16 protein-coding genes and 1 tRNA gene are annotated in these 16,113 nt (G+C 67.7%); 4 read left to right on the top strand and 13 right to left on the bottom strand.

The annotated features are described in order from the left end of the window. Positions 1 to 4 precede the first annotated feature (4 nt). Positions 5 to 1,258: a sarcosine oxidase subunit beta family protein gene (locus YU1_RS0103050; RefSeq protein ID WP_029002812.1), complete on the bottom strand. Its 1,254-nt coding sequence runs from the start codon at positions 1,256 to 1,258 to the stop codon at positions 5 to 7. A 149-nt stretch (positions 1,259 to 1,407) separates the two neighbouring features. Here YU1_RS0103050 and YU1_RS27685 point away from each other — a divergent pair, with 149 nt between their 5' ends. Continuing rightward, positions 1,408 to 2,373, top strand: a complete 966-nt coding sequence (locus tag YU1_RS27685; protein ID WP_035713513.1) for a GlxA family transcriptional regulator — start codon at positions 1,408 to 1,410, stop codon at positions 2,371 to 2,373. A gap of 199 nt (positions 2,374 to 2,572) precedes the next feature. Continuing rightward, complete coding sequence (locus YU1_RS0103040; protein ID WP_029002811.1) at positions 2,573 to 2,980, top strand: cupin domain-containing protein; 408 nt, start codon at positions 2,573 to 2,575, stop codon at positions 2,978 to 2,980. 53 nt (positions 2,981 to 3,033) lie between these two features. Here the strand turns inward: YU1_RS0103040 and glnT are convergent, their stop codons facing one another. The 6 genes from glnT to YU1_RS27675 form a co-directional block, all read right to left on the bottom strand. After that, positions 3,034 to 4,383, bottom strand: a complete 1,350-nt coding sequence (glnT, locus tag YU1_RS0103035) for a type III glutamate--ammonia ligase (RefSeq protein WP_051356407.1) — start codon at positions 4,381 to 4,383, stop codon at positions 3,034 to 3,036. A gap of 92 nt (positions 4,384 to 4,475) precedes the next feature. Further along, a complete protein-coding gene (locus YU1_RS0103030) occupies positions 4,476 to 5,813 on the bottom strand; it encodes an FMN-binding glutamate synthase family protein (protein WP_029002809.1) in 1,338 nt (445 codons plus the stop codon). Positions 5,814 to 5,827: 14 nt separating this feature from the next. Then, entirely contained in the window at positions 5,828 to 6,550 is a 723-nt protein-coding gene (locus YU1_RS0103025; RefSeq protein WP_051356406.1) for a protein glxC, read from the bottom strand. After that, positions 6,547 to 7,446, bottom strand: a complete 900-nt coding sequence (locus YU1_RS0103020; RefSeq protein WP_029002807.1) for a class II glutamine amidotransferase — start codon at positions 7,444 to 7,446, stop codon at positions 6,547 to 6,549. Before YU1_RS0103020 ends, YU1_RS0103025 begins: the two co-directional genes overlap by 4 nt. A gap of 100 nt (positions 7,447 to 7,546) precedes the next feature. Then, on the bottom strand, positions 7,547 to 8,206 hold the full coding sequence (locus YU1_RS27680) for a helix-turn-helix domain-containing protein (protein ID WP_051356405.1): 660 nt from the start codon (positions 8,204 to 8,206) through the stop codon (positions 7,547 to 7,549). Positions 8,207 to 8,462: 256 nt separating this feature from the next. Beyond that, positions 8,463 to 11,324 (bottom strand): autotransporter serine protease, encoded by a 2,862-nt coding sequence (locus YU1_RS27675; RefSeq protein ID WP_198018807.1) that lies wholly within the window; start codon positions 11,322 to 11,324, stop codon positions 8,463 to 8,465. Between the two features lie 194 nt (positions 11,325 to 11,518). On the opposite strand from YU1_RS27675, the gene YU1_RS33925 reads away from it, so the two are divergent. Both YU1_RS33925 and YU1_RS0103000 read left to right on the top strand, forming a co-directional pair. Next, the gene (locus YU1_RS33925; RefSeq protein WP_051356403.1) at positions 11,519 to 12,535 is read left to right on the top strand and encodes a helix-turn-helix domain-containing protein; all 1,017 of its coding nucleotides are present in this window, start codon (positions 11,519 to 11,521) and stop codon (positions 12,533 to 12,535) included. 161 nt (positions 12,536 to 12,696) lie between these two features. Beyond that, positions 12,697 to 12,772 (top strand) — tRNA-Phe (locus YU1_RS0103000). A 27-nt stretch (positions 12,773 to 12,799) separates the two neighbouring features. On the opposite strand, the gene YU1_RS27665 is transcribed toward YU1_RS0103000, so the two are convergent. Genes YU1_RS27665 through YU1_RS0102970 form a run of 6 tightly spaced genes read right to left on the bottom strand, consistent with a single transcriptional unit; the run spans position 12,800 to position 16,112 of the window. Further along, entirely contained in the window at positions 12,800 to 14,020 is a 1,221-nt protein-coding gene (locus YU1_RS27665; protein ID WP_245263213.1) for a tyrosine-type recombinase/integrase, read from the bottom strand. Between the two features lie 14 nt (positions 14,021 to 14,034). Next, positions 14,035 to 14,316: a helix-turn-helix transcriptional regulator gene (locus tag YU1_RS27660; RefSeq protein ID WP_035713511.1), complete on the bottom strand. Its 282-nt coding sequence runs from the start codon at positions 14,314 to 14,316 to the stop codon at positions 14,035 to 14,037. Next, positions 14,313 to 14,936: a hypothetical protein gene (locus tag YU1_RS0102985; protein WP_156921939.1), complete on the bottom strand. Its 624-nt coding sequence runs from the start codon at positions 14,934 to 14,936 to the stop codon at positions 14,313 to 14,315. The genes YU1_RS27660 and YU1_RS0102985 overlap by 4 nt, the downstream gene beginning before the upstream one ends. Further along, positions 14,933 to 15,379 (bottom strand): thermonuclease family protein, encoded by a 447-nt coding sequence (locus YU1_RS27655; RefSeq protein ID WP_051356402.1) that lies wholly within the window; start codon positions 15,377 to 15,379, stop codon positions 14,933 to 14,935. The genes YU1_RS0102985 and YU1_RS27655 overlap by 4 nt, the downstream gene beginning before the upstream one ends. After that, complete coding sequence (locus YU1_RS0102975) at positions 15,379 to 15,672, bottom strand: hypothetical protein (protein WP_029002805.1); 294 nt, start codon at positions 15,670 to 15,672, stop codon at positions 15,379 to 15,381. Before YU1_RS0102975 ends, YU1_RS27655 begins: the two co-directional genes overlap by 1 nt. Beyond that, positions 15,669 to 16,112 (bottom strand): hypothetical protein, encoded by a 444-nt coding sequence (locus tag YU1_RS0102970; RefSeq protein ID WP_029002804.1) that lies wholly within the window; start codon positions 16,110 to 16,112, stop codon positions 15,669 to 15,671. The genes YU1_RS0102975 and YU1_RS0102970 overlap by 4 nt, the downstream gene beginning before the upstream one ends. Between the last annotated feature and the right edge of the window lies 1 nt (position 16,113).

Genomic DNA, 16,113 nt, shown 5'->3' with positions numbered 1-16,113 from the left:
AGCCTCAGTGCAGGTTCGGCTGCGCGCCGACCCCCTTCTCGTCGATGAGATGTCCGGTGCGGAAGCGGTCGAGCCGCATGGCGGCGTTGCGCGCATGGGGCGCGTCCTTGGCCAGCGTCCAGGCGAAGCACCAGCCGGAGGCCGGCGTCGCCTTGAAGCCGCCGTAGCACCAGCCGGCGTTCAGGTAGAGGCCGGGGATGGGTGTCTTGTCGATGATGGGGGAGCCGTCCATGGACATGTCCATGACGCCGCCCCAGGAGCGCAGCAGACGCACCCGGCCGATGCGCGGAATCAGGGCCATTCCGCTCTCGGCCACATCCTCCACCACCGGCAGGTTGCCGCGCTGGGCGTAGGAATTATAGCCGTCGATATCGCCGCCGAAGACGAGGCCGCCCTTGTCCGACTGGCTGATGTAGAAGTGCCCGGCACCGAAGGTGATGACGCCGTCGATGAGCGGCTTCAGCCCCTCGGAGACGAAGGCCTGGAGCACGTGGCTCTCGATGGGCAGGCGCATGTCCAGCTTCGCGGTCAGGCGCGAGGTGGAGCCGGCGACCGCCAGGCCCACCTTGCCGGCGCGGATCGGGCCGCGATTGGTCTCCACGCCCACCACGGCGCCTTGCGCGTCGCGGATAAAGCCGGTGACTTCGCAATTCTGCACGATGTCGACGCCGAGCCTGTCGGCCGCGCGGGCATAGCCCCACACCACCGCGTCATGGCGGGCGGTGCCGCCGCGCCGCTGGAGCAGGCCGCCCTTGACGGGGAAGCGGGCGTTCTCGAAATCGAGGAACGGATACATGGCGCGCACGCCGTCCTGGTCCAGCAGTTCGCTGTCCGCACCACTCATGCGCATGGAATTGGCGCGCCGGGCGTAGGCGTCGCGTTGCGCGTCGGTGTGGCAGAGGTTCAGCACGCCGCGCTGGCTGACCATGGAGTTGTAGTTGACGTCCTGCTCCAGGCCTTCCCACAGCTTCATCGACCATTCGTAGAACGGCTCGTTGCCGGGCAGCAGGTAGTTGGAGCGGATGATGGTGGTGTTGCGCCCGGCATTGCCGGAGCCGATCCAGCCCTTCTCGATCACCGCCACATTGCGGATGCCGTGTTCCTTGGCGAGATAATAGGCGGTGGCGAGGCCGTGGCCGCCGCCGCCCACGATGATGACGTCGTAGCTGGGCTTCGGCGCGGCATCGCGCCAGGCGGGCTTCCAGCTCTTCTGGCCCGTGAGGGCGTTGGCGAGCAGGCTCAAGACGGAATAGCGCATCTTCGATCCCAATGGGCCGCCCGCGAGGGGCGGGAAGCGTTGGCGCGGGGCGCCGTCCGCTATGGATCGCGCATCCGCCCTCTGGCATCATGCCCGAAAGCGACGCTTTGTTGACCAAAAACGACACCACGCCGGAAAGGACGCTCCCCATGACGGCCGCTGGCCCGCGTACCTATGGATTCCTGCTGCTGCCGGACTTCGCGCTTCTGACCTATGCCTCGGCCATCGAGCCGCTGCGGGCCGCAAATGCGCTCTCGGGCCGCGATCTCTATCGCTGGCGGCACATCTCGGCCGACGGCCAGCCGGTGAAGGCGTCGAACGGCGTGGCCATCGCGGTGGACGAGCGGGTGGGAGAGAACTTGGCCCTCGATGCGCTGCTGGCATGTGCGGGCGGCAATCCGGCCCGCTTCCGGCACAAGCCGACCTTCACCTTCCTGCGCCGCCTGGCGCATCGGGGCGTGATGCTGGCCGGCGTATCGGGCGGGCCGTATGCGCTGGCGCGCGCCGGCGTTCTGGAGGGCCATCGCTGCACGGTGCACTGGGAGCATATCCCCGCCTTCACCGAGGAATTTCCCCAGCTCGACGTGCGCCGCACGCTCTATGAGATCGACCGTGACCGCGTCACCTGCGCCGGCGGCATCGCCACCCTCGACATGATGGCCGACCTGATCGCCCGAGACCACGGGCCGGTGCTGGCCAATGCCGTCTCCGAATGGTTCCTGCGCACGCAGGCGCGCCCCGCCTCCAACGCCCAGCGCATGGCGCCGCGCGAGCGCTTCGGCATCGGCAACGCCAAGGTGCTGGGGGTGCTGGGCGAGATGGAGACGCGTCTGGAGGAGCCCGCCTCGCGCGAGGACCTGGCACGGAGCGCCGGCATTTCGGTGCGCCAGCTGGAGCGCCTGTTCGCGGATCATGTGGGGGAGAGCGTCGGCGCGCACTATCTCGCCGTGCGGCTCGACCGCGCCCGCTCCCTGCTGCGGCAGACGGCGCTGCCGGTGGCGGAGGTAGCCATGGCCTGCGGCTTCGTCTCCACCAGCCACTTCTCACGCGCCTACAAGGCTCGCTTCAGCCAGCCACCGAGCACCGAGCGTGGCGCCCGTTCCGCCTCGGCGTGAGAGGGGGCATGTCGGGCGGTGGGCCTGACCGGGCTCGGGAAGGGGCGGTTTGATCGGCCTGCCTTGCAAGCCGAACGGAGCGTGCTTTAGCCTCAACTCCGGTTCCGAGCAAAACCAAGCGGGACCGGACAAGAACCGCCGGGAATTAAGGCGGGGGCACGCCGCGCGCAAAGAAGCGGCACGTCGGAGGGAGAGAGACATGCTCAGCAGACGAGGGTTCGTGTCGTGCGCCATCTGCACGGCGGTGGGCTTTGCCGCGATCGCCGAGGATGCCGGTGCGCAGACGCCGGGCGTCACGCGCACGGTGCTTCAGAAGACCGAGTATCCGGGCGAGAAATATGTGTCGATCCTGATGGTGGCGGAGTTCGACGCCAACCTGAAAGTCGCCCGCCACACCCATCCCGGCCTTGAATCCACCTATCTGGTGGCGGGCGGCGGCACGCTGTCCGTGAAGGGTCAGCCGGACCGGGTGATGGCTGCGGGGGAGGGGTTCCAGGTTCCCGCGGAAGTGCCTCACAGCTTCCAGGTGGGGCCAGAGAAGGTGCGCCTCGCCATCACTTATGTGGTGGAGAAGGACAAGCCGCTGGCCTCGCCGGCACCCGAATAGCCGCAAACGAAAGCCCCGGCGCCAGGGGCGCCGGGGGCTGGGTTGGGCGCGGCTCAAATATCCAGTGTGTTGTCCCGCTCCCACTGGGTGAGATGGCGGGAATAGGCGTTCCATTCCTCGGTCTTCAGCTTGAGATAGCCGTCCACCAGCGGGGCGCCGAGGGCGTCCTTCAGTACCTTGGACTTTTCCAGCGCGCGCATGGCGTCCAGCAGGTTCAGCGGCAGGCGCTTGGCGCCCTTCACCTTGTGGCCGTCGGTATACATGTTGATGTCGAGCCGCTTGCCGGGATCGCGGCCGTTGGCGATGCCGTCGAGGCCCGCCGCCAGCACGCCCGCTTGGAGCAGGTAGGGGTTCGCCGCGCCGTCCGCGAGGCGGAACTCGAAGCGTCCCGCATCGGGAATGCGGATCATGTGGGTGCGGTTGTTGCCCGTGTAGGTCACGGTGTTCGGCGCCCAGGTGGCGCCGGAGACGGTGCGCGGGGCATTGATGCGCTTGTAGGAATTCACCGTGGGATTGGTGAGGGCGCACAGCGCGTCCGCATTGTGGATGAGGCCGCCGATGAAGCTGTAGCCTAGGTCGGAGACGCCCAGTTCGCCCTTGGGATCGGAGAAGGCGTTGGCGCCCGTCTTCCACAGCGACACGTGCACGTGGCAGCCCGAGCCGGTGAGGTTGATGAAAGGCTTGGGCATGAAGGTGGCGCGCAGGCCGTGTTTCTCGGCGATGCTCTTCACCATGTATTTGAAGAACACGTGTCGGTCGGCGGTGAGGAGCGCGTTGTCATAGTTCCAGTTCATCTCGAACTGGCCGTTGGCATCCTCATGGTCGTTCTGGTAGGCACCCCAGCCCAGCGCCAGCATGCTGTCGCAGATCTCCTTGATGACGGCGTACTGCCGCATCAGGGCCGACTGGTCGTAGCAGGGCTTCACCGCCGTATCGGCGCCGTCATGGATGGCGGAGCCGTCTGCGGTGGTGAGGAAATATTCGCACTCCACCCCGCTCTTCATCTCGTAGCCGAGGGCTTCCGCCTTGGCGAGCTGGGCCTTCAGCACCGTGCGCGGGGCTTGCGCCACCGCCTGGCCGTCCATCACCAGATCGCTGGCCAGCCAACCCACTTCCGGGTTCCAGGGCAGCTGGATGAGCGAGGACGGGTCCGGCACCGCGAACAGGTCCGGGTCGGCCGGGCTCATGTCGAGCCAGGTGGCGAAGCCGGCGAAGCCCGCACCGTTCCGCTGCATCTCGCCGATGGCGGCGGCGGGCACCAGCTTGGCGCGCAGGCCGCCGAACAGGTCCACATAGGAGATGAGGAAATACTTGATGCCGCGCTCCCGCGCGACCGCCTCGAGGTCGGCTGCCGCCGACGAGCGACCTTCCGCGTCCTTCACCTGCTTCGGCAACCGGGCCATGTGTGTGTTCCCTGGAAAGATGGTCTGTCTGGAAGGCTGATCTTTGCAAAAGCCGCGCCGCGGAAGCCGCGGCGCGGTTCGGGATGAGGCGATCAGTAAGTGCCGCCCTTGCCCGGAATCCATTCGGTGCCTGCCAGCGGCACGCCGGCCATGGCGGCGGCCTCGATGGTGAGGGCCACCAGGTCCTCCGGCTCCAGATTGTGCAGATGGCTCTTGCCGCAGGCCCGGGCGATGGTCTGGGCCTCCAGCGTCAGCACGCCGAGATAATTGGCGAGCCGCCGCCCGGCCTTCACCGGATCGAGACGGGCGGACAGGACGGGATCCTGCGTGGTGATGCCCGCCGGATCCTTGCCCTCGTGCCAGTCGTCATAGGCGCCCGCGGTGGTGCCGAGGGCCTCGTATTCGGCCTCGTGCACCGGGTCGTTGTCGCCCAATGCCACGAGGGCCGCGGTGCCGATGGCCACCGCGTCGGCACCCAGCGCCAGGGCTTTGGCCACGTCGGCGCCGTTGCGGATGCCGCCGGAGACGATGAGCTGTACCTTGCGGTGCATGCCCAAATCCTGCAGCGCCTGCACGGCAGGGCGGATGGCGGCCAGGATCGGCAGGCCCACGTGCTCGATGAACACGTCCTGCGTCGCCGCCGTGCCGCCCTGCATGCCGTCCAGCACCACCACGTCGGCGCCGGACTTCACCGCCAGCGAGATGTCGTAATAGGGCCGGGAGGCGCCCACCTTCACATAGATGGGCTTTTCCCAGTCGGTGAGCTCACGCAGTTCCTCGATCTTGATCTCAAGATCATCAGGGCCGGTCCAGTCCGGGTGGCGGCAGGCGGAGCGCTGGTCGATGCCGGCGGGCAGGGTGCGCATGCCGGCGACGCGCTCGGTGATCTTCTGGCCCAGCAGCATGCCGCCGCCGCCGGGCTTGGCGCCCTGGCCGATGACGATCTCGATGGCATCCGCCTTGCGCAGGTCGTCCGGGTTCATGCCATAGCGCGAGGGTAGATACTGGTAGACCAGTGTCTGCGAACTCTTGCGTTCCTCCGGCGTCATGCCGCCGTCGCCGGTGGTGGTGGAGGTGCCCATGGCGGTAGCGCCGCGCCCCAGCGCTTCCTTGGCGTTCGCCGAGAGCGCGCCGAAGCTCATGCCGGCGATGGTCACCGGCGTCCTGAGATGAATGGGCTTCTTGGCGAAGCGGGTGCCGAGCACCACGTCGGTGCCGCACTTCTCGCGATAGCCTTCCAACGGATAGCGCGAGACCGAGGCGCCGAGGAACAGCAGGTCATCGAAGTGGGGGAGCTTCCTCTTCGTGCCGCCGCCCCGGATGTCGTAGATGCCGGTGGCCGCCGCGCGGCGGATCTCCGCCAGCGTGTGCGGGTCGAAGGTGGAGGAGAAGCGGGGGAGGGTGCGGGGCACGTTGTTGTGCGCGGTCATGATGCTCTCACCCCTCAGTACGCATCGACATTGTCGATGTGGAAATTGTAGAGGCGCCGGGCGGAGCCATAGCGCTTGAACTCGGAGACATCGACCGTGCCGGCCAGGCCGGCGGCAGCGAGCTTCTCGGCGAGCAGCGCCTTGTGCTCGTCGCGCATGTCCTTCTCGATGCAGTCGGCGCCGAGGCTCTTGACCGCGCCGCGCACGAAGAGCTTCGCCTCGTAGAGGCTGTCGCCGAGCGCATCGCCGGCGTCGCCGAACACGATCAGGCTGCCGGCCTGCCCCATGAAGGCGCTCATGTGGCCGATGGAGCCCTTCACGATGATGTCCACGCCCTTCATGGAGATGCCGCAGCGGGCGCCGGCATTGCCGTCGATCAGCAGCATGCCGCCGTGCGCGGTGGCGCCGGCCGCCTGGCTGGCATCGCCTTTCACATGCACGAAGCCACCCATCATGTTCTCGGCGACACCGACCCCGGCATTGCCCTGGATGGTGACGCGGGCCTGCTGGTTCATGCCGGCGCAGTAATAGCCCACATGGCCGGCGATCTCGATCTCCAGCGGGGCGTTGATGCCCACGGCCACCGCGTGGCGACCGTTGGGATTGAGCACATGCCAGCGCCGGGCGTTGGTCTCGACGCCGGCCTTGTGCAGCGCCGCGTTCAGGTCGCGCAGCGGCTGATCGGCGAGATCGAAGGTGAGGTCGGCGGCCAGGGGGGCGGTTGCTTGGGCGTTCATGCTGCGCGGTCCCAGAAATAAACGGTGGCGGGCTCGGGCTCGAACACCTTGGCCTTGGCGATGCCCGGCAGGTCGACGAGGGCCCGGTATTCCGAGCCGAACGCCACATACTGGTCGGTCTCGGCCATCACTGCCGGCTTGCAGGCGATGGGGTCGCGCAGCACGCCGAAGCCGCTCTCCGTGCCCACCACGAAGGTGTAGAACCCGTCCAGGTCCTCCAGCCCGGCCTTGAGGGCTTCGCCGAGGCTCGCACCCTGGCGCATGCGCCAGGTGAGATAGCCGGCGGCCACCTCGCTGTCGTTCTGCGTGGCGAAGGTGAGGCCCTCGCGGGTCAGGTTGCGGCGCAGGTCGTTATGGTTGGACAGCGAGCCGTTGTGCACCAGGCACTGGTCGGCGCCGGTGGAGAAGGGGTGGGCGCCCGCCGTCGTCACCGCGCTTTCGGTGGCCATGCGGGTGTGGCCGATGCCGTGGGTGCCGCTCATCTTGGAAAGGTCGAAGCGCTGGGCCACCTCGCTCGGCAGCCCCACTTCCTTGAAGATCTCCATGCGGGCGCCGGAGCCCACCACAGCGACCTCGGGATGGTGCGCGGCAAGCGCGGCGCGCACGGCGGTCTCGCTGGCGGCGGGGATCTCGATGACGGCATGGGTGGCGCGGACGCTGAGGCCCGGCACGCCGCCGGCGGTCACCGACACGCCGCGGGCAAGATCCTCGAAATCATAGCCGGGCGCGGCGCGCAGCGAGAGCTTCACATGGTCCGGCCTGCCCGTGCCATAGACTGCGAAGCCGGCGCTGTCCGGCCCGCGGTCGGTCATCACGCAGAGCATGGACGAGAGCATCTGTCCGAGCTGCGGCTCCAGCGCGGGGTCCTTCAGAAAGATACCGACAATGCCGCACATGGCACACCTCCGTCGCCCCGGAGGGCTCTGGAAAAGGTGGTACGACGGGTCGGGAATGCCGTCAATAAGGGGAATAAAATTTTCTTCTAAGGAAAATATGTCAGGCGTTTTCGCGGCTGTAGACGATCACCGACAGATAGGTCATCGGCCGCTTGATCAGGTCCTCCGGGCCGTGCGCCGCGGCAGAATCGAACATGAGGGAATCGCCCGGCCGAAGATGGTAGGTGCGATCGCCGTGGCGATAGATCACTTCGCCGCTCAGCATGTGGATGAACTCCACCCCGCCGTGCCGGAACCCCGTATAGGGCACCGCTTCCTCGGTCAGAGTGATGAGATAGGGCTCGACCACGATATCGCCGCCGAGGCCGTGGCCCAGCAGTTCGTATTGATGGCCCACCTTTGTGCCCCGCCGCTCGATCACCACGCCCTGGCCAGCACGCACGAAGGAGCAGTCGCGGCGTTCCTCGAAGGCGGAGAACAGCGCCGTGATCGGCACGTTCAGTGCTCGCGCCACCGCTTGAAGCGTGGAGAGGGACGGGGAGATCTGGCCGTTCTCGATCTTCGACAGCATGCCGACGGAAATGCCGGCCGCATTGGCGAGATCGGACACCGTGAGATCGAGCTGGCGGCGCACTGCGCGCACCTGAATGCCGAGCGCCTGTTCCAGGCTGGTGGCCCCGGCGGCCGGGGCGCCCGAGCCGGTGATGAAGGCCGTGGGCTCGGCGTCGTCCTTCGCCGCTCTGGTCTTACGCTCTGGCACGCTTGTTCCCCTTCAGCCCGAATGCGCCAGCCCGGCGCTCCGGGCTCCCCGCCCGCACTCATCAAAGAAGACACCGATGTGTGTGGGAGTGCAAACCGAACATGCGTCAGGCCGCGCTCGGGTGAGCGCGGCCTGACGGCTCTTCCTGCTGTTTGGACCGGCGCGCCCCGGGTAATCCGGAGCGCATGGCGGGGGAGAATGCGGCGACCCCACCCCCTGGTCGCCGCCTCCCCCCGCCCCCGCAACCCGCGCCGCTTTAGAAAGCGACGCGCAGGTTGGCCTTGAGCGTGGAATCCTGTGCATCCTGCGCGATCACGCCATCATAGGCCATCGAGGCGGTGATGGAGTCGCTGAAGGCGTAGGCGAGCCCGAGGTTGAGAGCGAGCGCGTCCTTGGCGATGGGCGTGCCCGACACCAGGAAGGGGTTGGATCCGCTGAACCACATGACGGCGCCGGTGTCGGTGTCGCCGAAGGCATGCTGCCAGCCGAGCTTGGCGCTCGGGGTGAGCTTGCCGTTGCCGAGCGCCACGTCGGTGCTGACCCGCGCGCCGAAGGTGGTGAGCGTGGTGGTCATGCCGAGCGTCGAGCCGGCGAGGGCGGCGGCACCGCCGGTCTCGCCGAAGGCGTCGAAGTCCTGCTTCACATACGCCACCTGGGCGAAGGGCGAGAGCTGCACCTGGCCGACGTTGAAGCCGTAGGACAGCTCGCCGAACACCTGGGTGGTGTTGCCGTCATAGCTGCTGTTCAGCTGGTTGGAGAGCGCGCTGAAGGCGACCGTCCGGCTGGTGTCGATATTGTTCCAGCTATAGGCCACCCCGTACTTGGCCAGGAAGGCGCCCGCCTGGGTGGAGCCGTAGAGGGCCAGATCGGTGTGGCTGTTGTCGACGCTGGAGCTGAGGCTGCCCACATCGCCGGACGACTGGCCGACGCCGAGGGCGATGCCGAGGCGGGTGGTGTTGAACACTTCCACGTCGGCGCCGCCGATGAAGCCGCTCTGGGTCCAGTCCAGCTTGTAGGCTCCGTCGCCCGAGGCATTGCCCCAGCCGCCGTAGCCGGTGGCCCAGATGGCGATGTTGAGGCTCCTGGAGAGCTGGGCGGTGTCGGTATTCGCCTTGGCGGCGGTGGAGCCGTCCAGGCGGTCGAAAATGGCGGTGCGGATCTGCCGCGCATCCTCGAACGTCTGGGCGGCCACCGAGGCGTGGGCCTCGCCGGAGAGCTGGGCGAAGGCCGTGGGCAGGGCCGCCGGCGAGAGCGTGTAGAGGTTGCCGAACAGAATGCCGGTGACGCCGCTCATGGTGACGCCGGCGGTGGGGCGGAAGCTGTCGAGCGCGCTGCCGACCGCATTGGTGTTGGCGGTGCTGGCGAGGCCGTTGGCCGCGAGGGTGCCGTAATAGAGCGGCGTGACCACGAGGCTGAGGCTGGTGGAGGAATAGAGCGCGTCGAAGCGGGTGGAGGTCGGCAGGCCGCTGGTGGGTTGGCTGATGCCGGAGAAGGAACCGGTGAGGCCGGCGCTGGCCAGGAGCACCGTATAGGTGCTGCCGAGGCTCGGTGTGTAGGTGTTGGTGGCGCTGCCGGTGATGCCGCGCAGGGTGGGGGCGATGGTGCCACCATAGAGCGTCACGGTGCCGGTGGAGCCGGTGGTGACGAGGCGGGAATAGTTGCCCGCGCCGGTGCCTGTGCCTGTGCCGTCGATATCCGTCTGGAAGGTGGAGCCGGACAGGAAGGCGACCGGCCCGGCCACGGTGAGGGTTCCGGGCGAGTTGCCCGGTGCGAGGCGGCCGAGGACGGCGACCGAATTGTTGATGGTGCCCGTGCCGCGCAGGGTGCCGGCGGAGCCGACGGCCACCGGCGAGACGATCGAGCCGTTCACCGACAGGATGCCGCCTTCCACATAGGTGTTGCCGGTGTAGGTGTCCTTGCCGGTGAGGAACAGGGTGCCGGAGCCGGACTTGATGAGGCCGCCGGTGCCGGAGATGTCGTTGGCGAAGGTGGAGGAATAGCCCTTGGTGTCGACCGTCACGGTGGACACGAACTGGCCGTAGCCGAGCACGGCCTTGGCGGCGTTCACGAGGCCCCAGCCATAGACTTCGTCGACGCCGGGAGCGCCGAGATCGGTGGCGGTGGTCAGCAGGGCCTGCTGCAGGTCATAGGCGGTGAACCAGGGGAAAGCTTCCTTCACCAGCGCCGCTACGCCGGAGACGACCGGGGTGGCCATGGAGGTGCCGGACTTGTCGCCATAGCCATCATAGGTGCCGGTGCCGGTGCCGACGGTGACGGTGGAATAGATATCCACGCCCGGCGCGGAGAGGCACCAGTCCTTGGCGACACCGCAGCGGTTGCTGAACGATGCGATGGTATTGGTCGAATCCACGGCCGCGACCGCGAGCCAGTTGTTCTTCAGCTCCGGCACCAGATAGGGCATGCCCGCGAGCACGTCGGGGCTCGTCTGGGCCTCGTTGCCGGTGGCGAACACCATGAGGGTTCCGGCCGCGGCCGTGGCCTTCATCGCTGCGATCATGTTGGGATAGAGGGCTTCCGCCGTCGCGCGGGTATACTCCGTCACGTTGCATGGCGGGGCATAGACCCCGGCGCAATTGTTGAGGCCAATGCTGTTGTTGACGATCGGCACGCCGAGCTTGGCAAGATAGAGCCAGTTGGCGGCGAAATAATTGTCCGGATTGGTGGCGGCGGTATTGTAAACCGTCGGAACCAGTGTCGCGTTGAAGGCGACGCCTTGCATTTCCACGCCGTTGCGCGCGGCGGCGATAATGCCGCCGACATGGGTGCCGTGGCTGCCCGGGTCGGTATCATGCTCCTCGTTCGCCAGGATCGGGATATTGTTGGTAAAATCGTAGCCATAGAGGACCCGCCCGGAGAACTCCGGGTGGCTCGCATCGAGGCCGCTGTCCACCGTGCCTACCAGCACGCCGGCGCCGGTATATCCCAGCGCATAGGCCCCCGCGGCATTGACCTGCGCCAGGGCAGCGGATTTGTAATATTCCGCTGTTCCCCACACGCTCGCGCTCTGGGCATAGGCGTGTGAGGCCATGAGCGTGGCAGCGGTGACGATCAGCCAGCGCCGTGTGCGCAGATCCGTGAACAAAGAAGACCGGGACATGTCTTTCAAACGCCTCATGCGGGAAGGGCGGAATTATGCGATCGACACGTAGCCCAGCGGCTCTGTCGGCGCATTGACCAGGAATCCCAAGACTTGTCCTGGCGTCCCAAACGGCGCTTGGTCGTCATTTACCGGTCTCCGGCTTTTGCTTATTGCTCCTTCCGACGTTCGCCTCCCCCCGCAAAGGCAGACACATGGCTGAAGATCCCCTGATCCCGTGCCAGCGCTTCAATAGCCGCATGCTCGATCCGCACTTGGGATACGAGGGCTGGCGCCAGGTAGTGGCGCCGATCTTCGACGTGACGCCCGGCGTGCCGGACCAGCCGTTCAGCGCGAATTACGAGGCCTATCACCTCGGTGACATCCTCGTGGGGGTCGGTGCGTTCGACGCGACGCATTTCTCCCGCAGCCGCACGCGCCTGCGGGCCGACGGGCTCGACCATGTGATGGTGCAGCTCTATCTGGAGGGCGGCTACGCTGGAGATCTCGGCGAGCGCTCGGTGGATGTCGTGGCCGGGCAGATCGTGACCCTCGATCTGGCGCGGGAGCTGCGCACGTTGTCCGTGCCCTCGGTCAACATCACCGTCGTCATCCCCCGCGACCATATCGCCGGGCGCGTGTTTCCGCACGGCCCGCTGGCGCCGGGCGCGGAAAGCGAGATCCTGGGCGGGCTGTTCGCCGACCACCTGCGGGCGCTGACGCGGCATTTGCCCGTGCTGCGTCAATCGGCGGCGTCCCACGTGGCCGAGGCGACCGTCGCACTCTATCGCGCCGCGCTTGCCCCGACGCCGGATGCACTGGAAGCCGCCTCCGAGCCCATCCACGACGCTCTCCTGTTGCGCGCCCGGCGGTTGGTGGAAGCGCGCCTGACCCATGACGATCTGACCGCTGAGACGCTGGCCGCAGGGCTGCGCGTTTCACGCTCGACGCTTTACCGGCTGTTCGAGCCGTTCGGCGGGGTGGCGGCCTATGTGCTCGACCGGCGGCTGGCACGGGCGCGGGCGGCGCTGCGCGATCCCACGAACGCGCGACGGGTCGGGGAGATTGCCGCCGCCTGCGGCTTCGCCGACCCTTCGCACTTCTCCCGGGCCTTCCGTCGCCGCTTCGGCGTGACGCCGGCGGAGGCGAGACGCGATGGCGGCAGTGAGATCGCCATCAATCCAATCCCGGAGCGGGCCGACCTCAGCCCCTGGATCCGCACGCTGGCCTGAAGCGGGGCGGCCGCAGAGGCCGGGCGGCATTGGGTTTCATCGGCGCTAAGGGAGCGGAAGGGCGGGGCATCCACAGGCGCAATCTTGCTGCCCGGCCCCTATGGACAGGCCGCATCGGAGCTTTTATACACGCGGCTCCGATCCGGTCTCGCACCGGCGGCGCCCAGGTAGCTCAGTTGGTAGAGCATGCGACTGAAAATCGCAGTGTCGGTGGTTCGATTCCGCCCCTGGGCACCATCATCATTTTAAGACAATAAAAATCAATCACTTAGAGCCAGAATTATCCGAACCGCGAAGAAGGTTAGGATAATCTGTTCCGGCTTCGTCCTCGCGCTCGCCCTCCGGCGGCGCCTCGGCGATGTCCTCGATGCCATCCAGGTTGCCGAGATCGATAAAGGGCATCCCGGCGCCGGCCAGCTTTCGCCGGTTGGCCCGCCGGGTGTAGATCGCCGCCTGCTTCGGGCTCTCCCACCCATACATCGCCATCAGCTGATGTTCCGTCGCCCCGTTCTCGGCGGCGATCGTCGCGCCCGCCTTGCGCAGGCCATGGGCCGAACAATGGGGCAGGCCCGCCTCATCGCAGCGCTTCCGGAACCAGTTGCCGAAGCCGTTGGCTGTGAAAGGGCGACCAAACGCGGTGACTAGGAATGCCAGGTGCCCGAGGTCGGATGCCTCGATCACCGACGCCAGGATCGGCAGCACAGGGATTTCGCGATCCTTCCGGATCTGCGTGGCGCCCTTCGTCTCGGCAAACCGGAGCCAGCCGTTCCGAATCATCTGCGGGCCGAGCTTGACCACGTCGGACCGCCGCACGCCGCTGAACAGGAGGAGCGCCAGGGCGAGGTGGGCCTTGCTTCCAAGCGGATGGCGGACCGCAAAGGCCTGCACCTCCTCGATGGTCCAAGTGTGGAACCCATCTGCCCGCCCCTTGAGGTAGGGTACGTCGCGCGCTGGGTTGAGGCTGACCATGTCCGGCTCGGCCTTGATCGCCCAAGCGAACACCTGTCGAATCGCCTTGACCCGGCCATTTGCCGCCTCGGGCAATCCGGCCTTGCGGTCGCGCAGCACGCGGACGCCCTTGGCGCTGATCTGCTCGATGCGCAGATCGGCGAAGACCGTCACGGAGCCGGGCGCCGTAGGCTCCAGTAAGCAGTGCTCCAGGATGCCCCGCCGAACGGTGCGCGTGGATGGCCCGAGCTGGCGGAACTCGCCGGAGGCGAAATACTGCGCGCAGAGCCAGCGGAATGTGCCGACCGTCGGCTGCGATGTCGCCCGCACTTTGACTGCCGGCGTGTCTGCCGGTCTATCGCCCACCGTCGCCTTCATCGCCCCGTGATAGGCCCGCGTGAAGCCCTCTGGCGGCGTCTCGCCGCGCGGATAGAAGGGCAGTTCGATGCGCTTCTCGCCCGGCCGGCGCCGGAAATAGATCCGCTCCTTGCCGTGGCGATCACGCTCGCGGCAGGTGTACCGGAACTTGGCGTCCACGTGCGCCTCCAGATTCAAACACGGAAATCCACGAGCTCGACGTTTGAACCGTCCCATGCAGCATTGGCCACGGTCGATCCGGCATTTGGCAGCGCGCTGAAGGCCGTGTCCAGTTCGTATCTGTCCCACACCGTGCGGGTGTTCATGCGCTTGGGCGGCGGCATGCGGCCGTCGCGGATCATCTCGTCAAGGAGACCCGGGGACACGCCGATATAGGCGGCAGCTTCGACCCGCGAGAGGCCGCGGGGCGGCAGGCTGCCGGGCAGGACATCGCGCCGATGCGGGGTGGTGCTCATGGCCTCGTCCCTTGCCCATCTGCCAATGCGCGCAGCATGGCGCGCGTGCAGATCATCTGGAATCCCTGCGGCTGCACCTCCACCACGTAGCGGGAGCCGCCCTTGGTGGTCTGGTAGACGCTGACGACCTGGCCGACATAGCGGGCCTCGCCGGCGTATTTCTCAACCTGGTCGCCCAAGCCGAAGGCCGTGCCATCGGGCTCCCGCGCCGCCGACGGCTCGCTAGGGGCCTGTCTCCCGAGCTTCGGCGCCACGGTGTCGCGCCAGGCCTGCCAATCGGCGTCCACGATGGGGAAGATGACGCCCACGATGGCTTTCCAGGATGCAACCGCCGCGCGGGAGGCGGCGTCGCCGGAGCCATCCTCGATATGGCGCAGCGCCGCCCGGCAGGCCTGCACCAGCAGGGACCAGGCCTCCACGCCCGCTGCGCGGTCGCTGCGCTCGGCGAACTCCATGGCGCCGATGATCGCTGGATGCAGGGCGGCGCACTCCCGGCGCATGCGCGCCAAGTCCTCGGTGGCGCCATCGGCGGCCAGGACGGCGCGGGCGATGCGCACCAGCCGGTAGAGAGCCAGCCGGTGGCCGGTGTCATCGGGGTGGGACGGCGCGGCCTGCGTCATGGCCGCGCCCCGCACCAGTTGGCGGCCGGCGGGCGGTGGCGCCAGTCGAAGGGGTAGGGGCGGGCGAGGCCCTCGGCGATCAGGATCGCGCCCACGTCGCGCCCCGCGGCCGTCAGCGTGCCGCAACGCCGCCCGTAATTGCAGGCGGGCGTGCCCTGGGTGCCGGGCCGGCAGGAGCACGCCACCTCTTCCAGGTCGGCCCCGCCGGCGGCGATGATCTGGCGCAGGCGGGCCGCCGCGCGGTTCGCGAGCTCGCGCTCGGCCGGGCACCGCGCGCGGGGCCCCTTCTCAGGGGTGTCGAAGCCCACAAGGCGATAGTGGACGGCGCCCACGGCGACGGTGTCGCCGTCGATCACCCGCATGGTGGCGGGCGAGACGGGTGCCGCGAACGCGGGCAGGCTGAGCAGCAGCAGGATGGCGGCGATGGACTGGCGGATGGCCATCAGCAGACCTCGTCGAAATAGCGGTTTAGGAGATCGCTGGTGAATGGCGGCGCTCCGGCCGACGCCATGAACGCATCGGCCTCGCTCGCCTCGCCGGCGCAGACCAGTTCGAGGTCCTCGTCCGACAGCCCGGCGAGCCATGCGTCGATGGCCGGCAGGAGATCCTGCGGCTGCTGCGACAACCACCGTGCGATGTCGCTCCGCACCTCCTTCTCCGGTCGGTCGCGGTGCAGTCCACCATTGTCCAGCACGATGAGGAACAGGGCGCGGGTGATGCCGGGATAGGTGCTCATCGCCCTGCCTCCGTCTTGCCGTCAGGGGGGATGAGGGTCATGGCCATAGCCGTCAGGGTGTCGCGATCCTCCCCGTCCGGCAGGTTGGCGAGGATTTCGGAAAGGTAGAGGGCATCCACGGCGCGGCCCTCCAGCGTGTTGGATAGGCCGTTTTCGAGATAATAGGCCGCTTCTTCTTCCGCGCCGTACCGTGTCAGGTCGGCGCTAAGGTGTGCGCCGCAGCCGGAGCAAGTTGGCATGCTGTCCTGCTCGCGCCGCCATCCGCCATCGAGGACATAGTCGTCGCGGTTCTTGCGGTCATGGCGGCGAAGGTGGCGGACCACGGCGCGGGCACAATCGCGGCACCAGTCTCGGCCATCGTCGGCGCCACCAACCCAGTGCAGCGGCTTTGTAGGGGCAGCTATGGCGTCGAGAGCCGCACCGAGTTCGTAGCGGTCCATC

The organism is Azorhizobium doebereinerae UFLA1-100, assembly GCF_000473085.1.
GTDB lineage: Bacteria > Pseudomonadota > Alphaproteobacteria > Rhizobiales > Xanthobacteraceae > Azorhizobium > Azorhizobium doebereinerae.
Note: the sequence above shows the minus strand (reverse complement) of the source record. Positions and strands in the feature narration are given on the sequence as shown.